The organism is Staphylococcus sp. SM3655 (assembly GCF_016917315.1).
Classification (GTDB): Bacteria; Bacillota; Bacilli; order Staphylococcales; family Staphylococcaceae; genus Staphylococcus; species Staphylococcus aureus.
In genome coordinates this window covers 2,455,445-2,467,558 of record NZ_CP070305.1, presented here as the reverse complement: position 1 = coordinate 2,467,558, position 12,114 = coordinate 2,455,445, and the positions used below count along the sequence as shown (strand labels likewise).

The following is a 12,114-nucleotide window of genomic DNA, read 5'->3' as shown; positions in this document are numbered from 1 at the left end:
GAGTTAGTAACAATGAATTACCTAGAGAGCTTGTATTGGATACACGAAAGAACTAAATTTGGCATCAAACCAGGTGTTAAACGTATGGAATGGATGCTAGCACAATTTAATAATCCTCAAAATAACATTAAGGGTATTCATGTAGGTGGCACAAATGGTAAAGGCTCTACAGTTGCTTACCTTAGAACAGCTTTAGTTGAAAATGGTTATGAAGTAGGTACATTTACGTCGCCGTTTATTGAAACATTTAATGAACGAATTAGTCTAAATGGTGTGCCAATATCAAATGACGCTATTGTAGAATTAGTATCACGTATTAAACCAGTAAGTGAAATGATGGAACGTGAAACAGATTTAGGTGTTGCAACTGAATTCGAAATAATCACAGCGATGATGTTTTTATATTTTGGTGAAATACATCCTGTTGATTTTGTCATTGTTGAGGCTGGATTGGGTATAAAGAACGATTCGACAAATGTCTTTACACCGGTTTTATCAATCTTAACTAGTATCGGTCTAGACCATACAGATATTTTAGGTGGTACTTATCTAGATATTGCTAGGGATAAAGGCGCGATTATAAAGCCTAACGTTCCAGTGATATATGCTGTTAAAAATGAAGATGCATTAAAATATGTTCGTGAACGCGCAATTGAACAACATGCGAAGCCAATTGAATTAGATAGAGAAATTGTTGTTGTATCGCAAAATGATGAATTTACTTACCGTTATAAAGATTATGAATTAGAAACAATCATTTTAAGTATGCTAGGTGAACATCAGAAACAAAATGCTGCATTAGCCATAACAGCTCTTATTGAATTAAATGAACAAGGATTAATTGAATTAGATTTCAATAAGATGATAGACGGTATTGAATCAGTTCGTTGGACTGGACGTATTGAGCAGGTGCATGACAAACCTTTAATCATTTTGGATGGCGCACATAATTCAGAGAGTATAGATGCTCTAATTGATACAATTAAACAGTACCATGATAAAGAAAAAGTAGATATTTTGTTCTCAGCAATAAACGGAAAACCGATTAACGAGATGGTCAAACATTTAAGTTTAATTGCGCATACGTTTTATGCAACTGAATTTGATTTTCCGAAAGCGTTACGCAAAGAAGAAATTGTAGGTAGTATTGAAAATGATGAAATACAATTAGTAGATGACTACGTTGAATTTATAAAAAATTATCAAGGTGATACATTAGTAATTACCGGTAGTCTGTATTTCATAAGTGAAGTTAAATCAAAATTAGACTTTGAAGCATTATAAAACTAAAACTAAAATAGCCATGAAGAATCTATTTAATCAATAGGTAGAGCTTCATGGTTATTTTTTATGCTCTAAATCGTATGTGTTTATAAGGTTCAATTTCTTGCCATTATTAATTTTGCCGAGCAGTAATGGGCTGTTAAAGTATCCATCAATTACGCTTAGCAATATTGAAAAATTTAAATGAAAAAGCGGTTCAATTCTTGAAAAATAGTGTATATTTACATTTTGATAATAAGTGACTATACTTTACGTAAGGAGGTTGTCATTTGGTAGTATTGTTATCTTATAGTTGCAGTTGTATTTTTAGTTTTCTATATCAATTTATATCTATAGAAGAAACGTCATTTGATTATTTACATAGAAGATCGAAATGTGATTATTGTAATTCGTCACTTAAATGGTATGAATTAATGCCGATTATTAGTTTTTTATTATTAAAAGGGCGATGTCGAAACTGTCGAAAGCGTATTTCCCTAACACATTTCTTAGGGGAAACCTTTGCTTTAATACCTATCGTCTTTATTAAGTATGATTTCACATACGTAAATGCTACGCTATTTATAACTACATATGTTTTTCTGCTTATTTTTACTATGACCGATATCACTTCTTTAATGTTAGATTGTCGTTTAATTATAATTTATTGTATCGTTTCTCTCTCGTTAAGTATGATTTATCCAGTAGCTTTTCTCATTATTAGTATGACCACGCATATATTCTACTTTTTATTTCGGGCATATATTGGTTATGGTGACGTTTTACTAATATCTGCACTTTCTTTGTTTTTCCCTCTCCAATTCACTATTTATGTCATTTTATTTACATTTGTCATTGCTGGTTTAGTTGCTTTAATTACCATGATATTTAAGCCGATTAAACTATTACCCCTTGTTCCATTTATATTTATTTCCTTTTTTATCAATTCACTTTTTTATAATGATATCCATCAATTTTTAGGAGGCGTATATTTTTGAAAATTAAAGAAATGGTAACTTCAGAAATGCCAAGAGAACGTTTGTTAAGCCATGGTGCAAAAAGTCTTTCGAATACAGAATTATTAGCTATATTAATTAACACCGGAAGAAAAGGATTCTCGAGCATAGACATTAGTAATGAACTGCTTAAATCTGCTTCGAATCTGAATGAATTGAAAAAATCTTCAATTAACGATTTGATACAAGTTAAAGGGATTGGATTACAAAAAGCAATTACTTTAAAAGCAGCATTTGAGCTAGGGGAAAGGATGGGGAGAAGAGCTGAAAATAATCGTATAAAAATAACGCAACCAAGTGATGTTGCTGATTATATGATTCCAACAATGAAAGATTTAACACAAGAACATTTTGTCATTTTATTGTTAAATTCAAAAAATGTAGTGATTAAAGAAACCTGTGTTTTTAAAGGTACATTAAATAGTTCGATTGTACATCCACGTGAAATTTTTAGTATTGCGGTGAGAGAAAATGCCAATGCAATTATCGCAGTTCATAATCATCCATCCGGTGATGTAACGCCCTCACAAGAAGATATCATAACAACAATGAGGTTGAAGGAGTGTGGTTTGATTTTAGGGATAGATTTGTTGGATCATATTATAATCGGTGATAATAGATTTACCAGTCTTGTAGAAGCGGGTTACTTTGATGAAAATGATTGAAGTTGATAGAATTAATGACGTATCTTGTGTATAATACCTACGAAGTACTTTCATTGGAGGAAAAATAGTGACTCTATTTATTATTATCGGGGTTCTCGTGCCAATGGTTTATACCATGCAGTTAAATATTAAAAATGAACCTGTAACAAAGCGCAATCTATTAATAACATTAGCTTTATCTACGTTAGGTATTTTAGTAACAGCGTTAGCAGGTGTGATCGTTACGAAACAAGCTTTTCCTTTATTAAGTGTAGCAATTGGCTCAATTTTTACTGGAATCGTTTGGGGCCTTTTACTAAGTGGTAGCTACGCGCTGATACGATTTTTATCTAACGCATTTGGGCGTAAGTAATAGTGATCTGTTCATCAAGTAGTATCCGTGCTTGAAAACAAATTAAAACTCCTAATGTGGAGCTAGTTAAAAAATTCTAAACTAGTACATTAGGAGTTTTGTTATGCAGAATAAATTTAATTGTTAAATTGAAAGTGCGGTAAAAACCCACTATTTATTTGAAAAAAATCGAGCAACCATATTAAACCTTGATATCCTAAGTAAATACATAATAAAACAAGTCCGACATAAATTAAAAATCGCAAAATAGAAAGTCCAACTCTAAAAAGGAGGATGACTAATAGTGCTATTAAAATAATTGTTAGTATACTCAATGCTACAAACCTCCTCATACGCTTTTAAATCATAACAAAATTATAAGCTATTTTAAATGAACGTGCATCAGTCCTAAGATATATCATGATTAAGGCTGAAGACTGAGGAAAATATACATAATAAAATATATAATTAGATGAAGACATTGGAGGCGAACTATGAGATTGATATTTAGTATGATTAAAAACATTATAGCAGTAATAGCAATTGTGATAATTGTTTATATCGCCTTGAAATACGCACCTTTTTTAAAAGAACAAGATTGGAATCCTGTAAATCACGATAATGATCAAATGAATCAAGTTACGCAACCCACTAATGATGCCCAACATGTTTATGTAAGTGGTGAGAAATATTCATTAAAAGAAAATGATTTAATAAAGAATGTACCATTAAGCCAAATTAAAAATGTATTTAAAATGATAGATAAACAAGAGTTTATGGCTGTGTCTGGAATGAATCGCATGGCTTATAATGATCAATATATTATAGGTCAAAGAGGAGACGAATTTATTCTTTATAAATTTGGAGATGAGTCAATGCGTGTTTACAATACTGAATTTGAAATGCAACAAGACTTAAATGAATTAGGGCAAAATTTACAACTAAAACCTGAAAATGCTTATCAATAGGAAATTATTGCATAAGAAATATATTTTAGTTATCCTGTCACTAGAATAAATTTAAAAGGTTGGTGTAGTTCAAATGGCAGAACAATCAAAACAGAAACAAGCTAATGAACAACAAAAGGCCCAGAACTTATTCGCACGTTGGAGACAACTTCAGAATTCGAACAGTGAATCCTCGAACGATATAAACAAATAATTTTAAAATTTAAATCGATTATTTAAACTACTAGTGACTGGAATGTTTGCTAGTAGTTTTTTTGTTTTTAAAATGCCACAAATTTTTTACGGAGTTGTTCATTTTCAAAGTAATTCGTAGTTAGTGCTTTATTTCATAATGGGAGTAATATAAAATAGAAAAGGATATACAATATTTTGACATAATAGAGGTGTTCTGGGTGCTTAAGTTTTTTAAAAATAACAAATTAATTGTTGTTTTATGTGCAATTATCGTTTTTATTGCATTAATTGGGCTGTCCATACGTTCACAATCTCAATCACCTCCTGAACAATATATAGGTGATTCTGTGTCTTTTGGACAACGAGTTGTGAGTTATCCAGTTAATTTTGTTGCTGGTACGATTGGGGACTTTTTTAAAAAAGGAGATTCTAAAGAATCTAAAAATAAGATTAGCCAGTTAGAATCTAAGAACCAACAATTAGAAGCGGAAAATGAAAAATTAAAAAAAGAGCTTGATTTAAAAGATATTTCAAAATTTGATCCTATTTCTACTACAGTTTTAGCAAGAAATCCGGATCAGTGGATGAATACAATTGTAATTGATAAGGGATCTAAATCAGGTATAACTTCAAATATGGCTGTGATGACATCACAAGGTTTTGTTGGAAGAGTTACTAAAGTTAATAAATTTTCTTCACAAGTTGATTTAATCTCAACTAATACACGTGCGGGTAAATTATCTGTAAATATACAACACGGTTCTAAAAATATATTTGGTTTAATTGATCGTTATGATGAAAAGAACTCAGAACTTGTAATTAGTGACATTAATAATAGAGATAATATCTCAAAAGGTGATAAAGTCGTTACAAGTGGATTAGCTGATCAACTACCAAGTAATTTATATATAGGAGAAGTGACTAAGGTTCAAAATGATCAATACGGCTTAGCTAAAGAAGTTAGGGTTAAGACTGGTGCAGACTTAACAGATTTGAGTCATGTTTATGTTGCAAAAAGAGATCCTAAAACAATTCCTGATGATGAAAGCAGGGATAAATAATGCGTACACTGTATTATTTTTTGATAGGTATTTTACTATTTTATATAGATACTGCAATTGGGCTTCTTATTCCAATGCACATAGGTAAGTTTGAACTTGTATTTGTACCACACCTTACATTTATGTATATTTTAATGATGGTAGTGTATCGTGGCTTTGGCGTATCATTATTGCTCAGCATATTTTTAGGCGTAATGACTGATGTATACTTTGGTAGTATTTATGGAGTGTACTTATTTGGCTATATATTGTTTTTAGCACTTATAGATCGATTCTTTAAAATTTTTTACAAAGATCATTCGATGTTATTCATTATTATATTAGCCAGCACCTTATTATTAGAAGTCTATGTGGCATTAATATACGGTATGTTAGGATTCATTCAATTTGATATTATTCATTTTGTAGTCTTTAGATTATTGCCAACATTAATTATGAATTTTGTACTGTTGATTATGCTTTATCCGTTGATTATAAAGTTCCTTAAAAAAACAAACAATGACATTGACATGAAACGTCGTCAATGGTAAGATGCAATAGTTGAGTAGTTATAAGTAGCTACATACAACCGCTCAAATATAGGTTCAAGAACATTTTTAATGAAGAAAGCGATTGTCAATCAAGGCGTTGAAGGAAGAAACGAGAAGAGTTTATGTTTATAAATGACTCGAGTTGCGACCGAAACAACGTAGAGTGCAAACGCTTGACTCAATAACGAAATGTCACCTATGTATGGCGTGACTTATTATACAGGAGGTGCAAAGTATGTTTGCTATTATTGAAACAGGTGGAAAACAAATCAAAGTAGAAGAAGGTCAAGAAATCTTCGTTGAAAAATTAGACGTAAACGAAGGAGATACTTTTACATTTGATAAAGTATTATTTGTAGGTGGAGATTCAGTTAAAGTTGGAGCGCCAACAGTTGAAGGTGCAACAGTTACTGCTACTGTTAATAAACAAGGTCGCGGTAAAAAAATCACTGTATTCACATACAAACGTCGTAAAAATTCAAAACGTAAAAAAGGCCATCGTCAACCATACACTAAATTAACAATCGATAAAATCAACGCGTAATTATTATGATTACTGTTGATATTACAGTTAATGATGAAGGCAAAGTAACAGACGTTATTATGGATGGCCATGCTGACCATGGTGAATATGGTCATGATATCGTTTGTGCTGGAGCTTCAGCTGTATTGTTTGGTAGTGTTAATGCGATTATAGGATTGACATCTGAGAGACCAGATATCAATTATGACGACAATGGTGGTCATTTTCATATAAGAAGCGTTGATACAAATAACGATGAAGCGCAACTAATTCTTCAAACAATGCTTGTGTCTTTACAAACTATTGAAGAAGAATATAATGAGAATATTAGATTAAATTATAAGTGAGGTGCATTCCGATGTTAAAATTAAACTTACAATTCTTCGCATCTAAAAAAGGGGTAAGTTCTACAAAAAACGGACGTGACTCTGAATCAAAACGCTTAGGTGCTAAACGTGCTGACGGTCAATTCGTAACAGGTGGTTCAATTTTATATCGCCAACGTGGTACTAAAATTTACCCTGGTGAAAATGTAGGTCGTGGTGGCGATGATACATTATTCGCTAAAATCGACGGCGTTGTTAAATTCGAACGTAAAGGTCGCGACAAAAAACAAGTTTCTGTATATGCAGTAGCTGAATAATTTTGTCTAGTTAACACCAGAAGTGAATCTTCTGGTGTTTTTTACTTTTTATAAAAGGTTTTTCATTATTATTTTAATTATGTTATTAAAAAATGGGAATTTTAGACGTTATACTAAATGTACAACTGCATAAGAGCCCCTAATTATTTACAATATATAAGGGGCTAAAAGGATTACAGTTGCAGTATAAAAAGCAAAAAAGTATCATGTTTGGTACTTGGAAATATCAGCAATTTGAGTAAAGTAAACTTAAAAGCAACTGCATAAGAGCCCCTAATCGCTAAACTATAAGGGGACAAAAGAATACAGTTGCAGTATAAAAAGCAAAAAAAGTATCATATTTGGTACTCGGAAATATCAGCAATTTGAGTAAAGTAAATTTAAAAGCAACTGCATAAGAGCCCCTAATTATTTACAATATATAAGGGGCTCTAATATGCTATAATTATTGGGAAAATGAAAATTATATGTAAAAGAGGTGAGATATATGTTTGTCGATCAAGTCAAAATATCTCTTAAAGCCGGTGATGGTGGTAATGGTATTACCGCATATAGAAGAGAAAAATATGTACCATTTGGTGGACCAGCTGGCGGTGACGGTGGTAAAGGTGCTTCAGTCGTATTTGAAGTGGATGAAGGTTTAAGAACGTTATTAGATTTTAGATATCAACGTCATTTTAAAGCAAGCAAAGGTGAAAATGGCCAAAGTAGTAATATGCATGGTAAAAATGCGGAAGATTTAGTATTAAAAGTTCCACCTGGTACAATTATTAAAAATGTTGAAACAGACGAAGTGTTAGCAGATCTTGTTGAAGATGGTCAAAGAGCTGTAGTAGCGAAGGGCGGTCGAGGTGGCCGAGGTAATTCACGTTTTGCAACACCTAGAAACCCTGCACCTGACTTCAGTGAAAAAGGTGAACCAGGTGAGGAATTAGATGTATCTTTAGAATTGAAATTATTAGCTGATGTAGGATTAGTAGGTTTCCCTAGTGTGGGTAAATCGACTTTATTATCTATCGTTTCAAAAGCTAAGCCTAAAATTGGGGCATATCATTTTACAACGATTAAACCAAATCTAGGTGTTGTTTCAACGCCTGATCAACGTAGTTTTGTTATGGCAGATTTACCAGGTTTAATTGAAGGTGCATCTGATGGCGTTGGATTAGGACATCAATTTTTAAGACATGTAGAGAGAACAAAAGTTATTGTTCACATGATTGATATGAGCGGTTCTGAAGGTAGAGAACCTATTGAAGATTATAAAGTCATTAATCAAGAATTAGCTGCGTACGAGCAACGTTTAGAAGATAGACCTCAAATCGTAGTAGCTAACAAGATGGATTTACCTGAATCACAAGATAATTTAAACTTGTTTAAAGAAGAAATTGGCGAAGATGTGCCAGTTATTCCAGTTTCAACAATAACGCGTGATAATATTGATCAATTATTATATGCAATAGCAGATAAATTAGAAGAATATAAAGATGTTGACTTCACAGTTGAAGAAGAGGAGTCAGTTGGCATTAACCGAGTATTATATAAACATACACCGTCACAAGATAAATTTACAATTTCAAGAGATGATGATGGTGCTTATGTGGTAAGTGGTAATGCTATTGAAAGAATGTTTAAAATGACTGACTTTAACAGTGATCCAGCAGTACGTCGATTTGCTCGTCAAATGCGTTCGATGGGTATTGATGATGCGCTTAGAGAACGTGGTTGTAAAAATGGTGATATCGTTAGAATTCTTGGCGGAGAATTTGAATTCGTTGAATAGGAGCGTAACATGATGGACAATAAAGATTATAAAAAGTTTTATTTAATTAGAGAAGATGTCTTGCCTGAATCCGTGGTTAAAACATTGAAGATTAAAGATGCCTTAAAAAGTGATCCGACATTGTCCATTTATGATGCCGTTAAACAGTTTGATCTATCTAGAAGTGCTTTTTATAAATATAGAGAAACGATATTTCCAGTAGACGATAAAATGCTTGACCATCGAGAATTTACATTAATTTTATATGTAACTGATATTGTGGGTATGTTGGCACGTGTACTAGATGTTATATCAAAGTTAGAACTATCTGTATTAACGATTCATCAAAGTATTCCAATGGAAGAAAAAGCAACAATAACATTATCACTGAATGCTAAATCTAAAGAAACTTCAGTAGAAGATGTTATTGGTGCTTTGAGAAATTTAGATTATGTATCAAAAGTAGAATTAATTAGTATGAGTATGTAAGGATGTGCCTATAATGTACGCGTATGTCAAAGGTAAGTTAACACATTTATATCCTACACACGTAGTTGTTGAAACTGCTGGTGTTGGTTATGAAATTCAAACACCAAATTCTTATCGTTTTCAAAAGCATCTAGATCATGAAGTTTTAATTCATACATCTTTAATTGTTCGTGAAGATGCACAATTATTGTATGGATTTAGTAGTGAAGAAGAGAAAGATATGTTCTTGAGTTTAATTAAAGTTACTGGTATTGGTCCGAAATCAGCTTTAGCTATTTTAGCGACAAGTACGCCTAATGAAGTAAAACGTGCCATTGAAAATGAAAATGATACGTATTTAACTAAATTCCCAGGAATTGGTAAGAAAACGGCAAGACAGATTGTCTTAGATTTAAAAGGTAAAGTGAAAATCACTGAAGAAGATAGCGATTCATTATTACAAGTAGACGCTACTTCGACGGTGCAAGATCAATTCGTGCAAGAAGCAATGTTAGCGTTAGAAGCATTAGGTTATTCTAAACGAGAGCTTGCAAAAGTTGAGAAAACGTTAAATAAAAATAAATATGACTCAGTTGATGAAGCTGTTAAGGCAGGTCTTCAATTAGTTGTATCTTAATTTTAAATAGATTAATAGGGGAAGTGTTGTCATGAATGAGCGTATGGTTGATCAATCAATGCATAGTGAAGAAACTGATTTCGAATTGTCGCTTAGACCTACGAGATTACGACAATATATTGGTCAAAATTCAATAAAAAGTAATTTAGAAGTATTTATTAAAGCGGCTAAACTTCGTCATGAACCATTAGATCATGTATTGCTTTTTGGCCCCCCTGGATTAGGTAAGACAACATTATCTAATATCATTGCCAATGAAATGGAAGTTAATATACGTACAGTATCAGGGCCTTCATTAGAAAGACCTGGTGATTTGGCTGCAATTTTATCAGGACTTCAACCTGGAGATGTTTTGTTTATTGATGAAATACACAGACTGAGTAGTGTTGTTGAAGAAGTGTTATACCCTGCAATGGAAGATTTCTTTTTAGATATTATCATTGGTAAAGGCGATGAGGCTAGAAGTATCCGTATCGACTTACCTCCATTCACTTTGGTAGGTGCAACAACGCGAGCTGGCAGCTTAACAGGTCCACTAAGGGATCGATTTGGTGTGCACTTAAGATTAGAATATTATAATGAATCAGATTTAAAAGAAATCATTATTAGAACAGCTGAGGTTTTAGGCACAGGTATTGATGAAGAAAGTGCCATTGAACTTGCTAAACGTTCTAGAGGGACTCCAAGAGTAGCAAATCGACTATTGAAGCGGGTAAGAGACTTCCAGCAAGTGAATGAAGATGAACAAATATACATTGAAACAACGAAGCACGCATTAGGTTTACTTCAAGTTGATCAACACGGACTAGATTACATTGATCATAAAATGATGAACTGTATTATTAAGCAGTATAATGGTGGACCTGTTGGTTTAGATACGATTGCCGTAACAATTGGTGAAGAACGTATTACAATTGAGGACGTTTATGAGCCATTTCTTATTCAGAAAGGCTTTTTAGAACGTACGCCACGTGGCAGAAAAGCAACACCATTAGCTTATGAACATTTTGCAAAGTCGAATGAGGAGAGAGGATAACGTGAATATTGAAGAATTTGACTATGACTTACCAGAATCATTAATTGCTCAAACGCCTTTAAAAGATCGTGATCATAGTCGTTTATTAGTCATGGATAGAGAAACTGGTGAAATGAAACATTTACATTTCAAAGATATCATTGAGTATTTTAGACCTGGTGATACATTAGTGCTTAACGATACGCGAGTAATGCCAGCTAGACTTTTTGGTTTAAAAGAAGAAACTGGTGCAAAAGTTGAAATGTTAATGTTAACTCAAATTGAAGGTAATGATTGGGAAGTCTTACTGAAACCAGCTAAGCGTATTAAAGTTGGTAATAAATTGAATTTTGGTAATGGCAAAATTATAGCTGAGTGCATAAAAGAAATGGATCAAGGTGGACGCATCATGCGTTTACATTATGAAGGTATTTTACAAGAAAGATTAGATGAATTAGGGGAAATGCCACTGCCACCATACATCAAAGAACGTTTAGATGATCCAGATCGTTATCAAACAGTTTACGCTAAAGAAAGTGGTTCAGCGGCAGCACCAACAGCAGGATTACATTTTACTGATGAGTTATTAACTGAAATTAAAAATAAAGGCGTTAATATCGCATTTGTTACATTACATGTTGGGTTAGGTACGTTTAGACCGGTGAGCGTCGATGATGTGAATGACCACGAAATGCATAGTGAATATTATCAAATGACACAAGAAACAGCTGATTTATTAAATGATACTAAGTCCAAAGGACATCGCATTATATCAGTTGGTACAACTTCAACACGTACACTTGAAACAATTCGACGCGATCATGATAAATTTGTTGAAACGAGTGGCTGGACTAATATATTTATTTATCCAGGATTTGATTTTAAAGCAATTGATGGACAGATTACTAATTTTCATTTACCAAAATCAACATTAGTTATGCTAGTATCAGCGTTTAGTACTCGTGAAAATGTTCTGAATGCTTATAAAACAGCAGTAAATTTAGAATATAGATTCTTTAGTTTTGGCGATGCAATGTTAATTATATAAAAAGAATGTGAGG

Annotated in this window: 17 protein-coding genes and 1 other annotated feature; of the genes, 16 read left to right on the top strand and 1 reads right to left on the bottom strand. The window is 32.6% G+C overall.

The genetic code is table 11. The features are described from left to right. The first annotated feature begins 12 nt into the window (after positions 1-12). The 4 genes from JQN76_RS12050 to JQN76_RS12035 all read left to right on the top strand — a co-directional run bounded on the left by JQN76_RS12050 (position 13) and on the right by JQN76_RS12035 (position 3,296). Positions 13-1,284, top strand: a complete 1,272-nt coding sequence (locus JQN76_RS12050) for a bifunctional folylpolyglutamate synthase/dihydrofolate synthase (RefSeq protein ID WP_001108346.1) — start codon at positions 13-15, stop codon at positions 1,282-1,284. Positions 1,285-1,553: 269 nt separating this feature from the next. Next, positions 1,554-2,261: a prepilin peptidase gene (locus JQN76_RS12045; protein WP_000261121.1), complete on the top strand. Its 708-nt coding sequence runs from the start codon at positions 1,554-1,556 to the stop codon at positions 2,259-2,261. Further along, on the top strand, positions 2,258-2,944 hold the full coding sequence (gene radC, locus JQN76_RS12040; protein ID WP_000692886.1) for a RadC family protein: 687 nt from the start codon (positions 2,258-2,260) through the stop codon (positions 2,942-2,944). Before JQN76_RS12045 ends, radC begins: the two co-directional genes overlap by 4 nt. A gap of 67 nt (positions 2,945-3,011) precedes the next feature. Further along, positions 3,012-3,296 (top strand): hypothetical protein, encoded by a 285-nt coding sequence (locus JQN76_RS12035; protein WP_000171859.1) that lies wholly within the window; start codon positions 3,012-3,014, stop codon positions 3,294-3,296. A gap of 116 nt (positions 3,297-3,412) precedes the next feature. Here the strand turns inward: JQN76_RS12035 and JQN76_RS12030 are convergent, their stop codons facing one another. Then, entirely contained in the window at positions 3,413-3,610 is a 198-nt protein-coding gene (locus JQN76_RS12030) for a hypothetical protein (RefSeq protein ID WP_000025835.1), read from the bottom strand. A gap of 159 nt (positions 3,611-3,769) precedes the next feature. On the opposite strand from JQN76_RS12030, the gene JQN76_RS12025 reads away from it, so the two are divergent. The 12 genes from JQN76_RS12025 (at position 3,770) to queA (ending at position 12,101) form a co-directional block, all read left to right on the top strand. Beyond that, positions 3,770-4,243, top strand: a complete 474-nt coding sequence (locus JQN76_RS12025) for a DUF4930 family protein (protein WP_001236734.1) — start codon at positions 3,770-3,772, stop codon at positions 4,241-4,243. A gap of 73 nt (positions 4,244-4,316) precedes the next feature. After that, on the top strand, positions 4,317-4,436 hold the full coding sequence (locus JQN76_RS12020; protein ID WP_000840601.1) for a hypothetical protein: 120 nt from the start codon (positions 4,317-4,319) through the stop codon (positions 4,434-4,436). A 199-nt stretch (positions 4,437-4,635) separates the two neighbouring features. Next, positions 4,636-5,478 carry a rod shape-determining protein MreC gene (gene mreC / locus JQN76_RS12015; protein ID WP_000911041.1) on the top strand — a complete coding sequence of 281 codons (843 nt, stop codon included), beginning with the start codon at positions 4,636-4,638 and terminating at the stop codon, positions 5,476-5,478. Continuing rightward, complete coding sequence (gene mreD / locus JQN76_RS12010) at positions 5,478-6,008, top strand: rod shape-determining protein MreD (RefSeq protein WP_001259925.1); 531 nt, start codon at positions 5,478-5,480, stop codon at positions 6,006-6,008. Before mreC ends, mreD begins: the two co-directional genes overlap by 1 nt. 26 nt (positions 6,009-6,034) lie before the next feature. Next, positions 6,035-6,231, top strand: a sequence feature (ribosomal protein L21 leader region). 12 nt (positions 6,232-6,243) lie between these two features. Next, positions 6,244-6,552: a 50S ribosomal protein L21 gene (gene rplU / locus JQN76_RS12005; protein WP_000457386.1), complete on the top strand. Its 309-nt coding sequence runs from the start codon at positions 6,244-6,246 to the stop codon at positions 6,550-6,552. 5 nt (positions 6,553-6,557) lie between these two features. Then, the gene (locus tag JQN76_RS12000) at positions 6,558-6,878 is read left to right on the top strand and encodes a ribosomal-processing cysteine protease Prp (RefSeq protein ID WP_000633692.1); all 321 of its coding nucleotides are present in this window, start codon (positions 6,558-6,560) and stop codon (positions 6,876-6,878) included. A gap of 11 nt (positions 6,879-6,889) precedes the next feature. Further along, positions 6,890-7,174: a 50S ribosomal protein L27 gene (gene rpmA, locus JQN76_RS11995; RefSeq protein ID WP_000916187.1), complete on the top strand. Its 285-nt coding sequence runs from the start codon at positions 6,890-6,892 to the stop codon at positions 7,172-7,174. 487 nt (positions 7,175-7,661) lie between these two features. Then, positions 7,662-8,954: a GTPase ObgE gene (gene obgE / locus JQN76_RS11990; protein ID WP_000496100.1), complete on the top strand. Its 1,293-nt coding sequence runs from the start codon at positions 7,662-7,664 to the stop codon at positions 8,952-8,954. Between the two features lie 12 nt (positions 8,955-8,966). After that, on the top strand, positions 8,967-9,422 hold the full coding sequence (locus JQN76_RS11985; RefSeq protein WP_000368902.1) for an ACT domain-containing protein: 456 nt from the start codon (positions 8,967-8,969) through the stop codon (positions 9,420-9,422). Positions 9,423-9,435: 13 nt separating this feature from the next. After that, a complete protein-coding gene (gene ruvA, locus JQN76_RS11980) occupies positions 9,436-10,038 on the top strand; it encodes a Holliday junction branch migration protein RuvA (RefSeq protein WP_000271547.1) in 603 nt (200 codons plus the stop codon). A 31-nt stretch (positions 10,039-10,069) separates the two neighbouring features. Next, complete coding sequence (gene ruvB, locus JQN76_RS11975) at positions 10,070-11,074, top strand: Holliday junction branch migration DNA helicase RuvB (protein WP_001005768.1); 1,005 nt, start codon at positions 10,070-10,072, stop codon at positions 11,072-11,074. A gap of 1 nt (position 11,075) precedes the next feature. Beyond that, positions 11,076-12,101, top strand: coding sequence for a tRNA preQ1(34) S-adenosylmethionine ribosyltransferase-isomerase QueA (gene queA / locus JQN76_RS11970; RefSeq protein WP_001019178.1), 1,026 nt, complete (start codon positions 11,076-11,078; stop codon positions 12,099-12,101). Positions 12,102-12,114 lie beyond the last annotated feature (13 nt).

What these genes read in the sequence shown, in the direction of transcription:
- JQN76_RS12050 (WP_001108346.1), top strand. Translation starts at nt 13, where the DNA reads ATGAATTACCTAGAGAGCTTGTATTGGATACACGAAAGAACTAAATTT.
- JQN76_RS12025 (WP_001236734.1), top strand. Translation starts at nt 3,770, where the DNA reads ATGAGATTGATATTTAGTATGATTAAAAACATTATAGCAGTAATAGCA.
- JQN76_RS12020 (WP_000840601.1), top strand. Translation starts at nt 4,317, where the DNA reads ATGGCAGAACAATCAAAACAGAAACAAGCTAATGAACAACAAAAGGCC.
- mreD (WP_001259925.1), top strand. Translation starts at nt 5,478, where the DNA reads ATGCGTACACTGTATTATTTTTTGATAGGTATTTTACTATTTTATATA.
- rplU (WP_000457386.1), top strand. Translation starts at nt 6,244, where the DNA reads ATGTTTGCTATTATTGAAACAGGTGGAAAACAAATCAAAGTAGAAGAA.
- JQN76_RS12000 (WP_000633692.1), top strand. Translation starts at nt 6,558, where the DNA reads ATGATTACTGTTGATATTACAGTTAATGATGAAGGCAAAGTAACAGAC.
- rpmA (WP_000916187.1), top strand. Translation starts at nt 6,890, where the DNA reads ATGTTAAAATTAAACTTACAATTCTTCGCATCTAAAAAAGGGGTAAGT.
- obgE (WP_000496100.1), top strand. Translation starts at nt 7,662, where the DNA reads ATGTTTGTCGATCAAGTCAAAATATCTCTTAAAGCCGGTGATGGTGGT.
- JQN76_RS11985 (WP_000368902.1), top strand. Translation starts at nt 8,967, where the DNA reads ATGGACAATAAAGATTATAAAAAGTTTTATTTAATTAGAGAAGATGTC.
- ruvA (WP_000271547.1), top strand. Translation starts at nt 9,436, where the DNA reads ATGTACGCGTATGTCAAAGGTAAGTTAACACATTTATATCCTACACAC.
- ruvB (WP_001005768.1), top strand. Translation starts at nt 10,070, where the DNA reads ATGAATGAGCGTATGGTTGATCAATCAATGCATAGTGAAGAAACTGAT.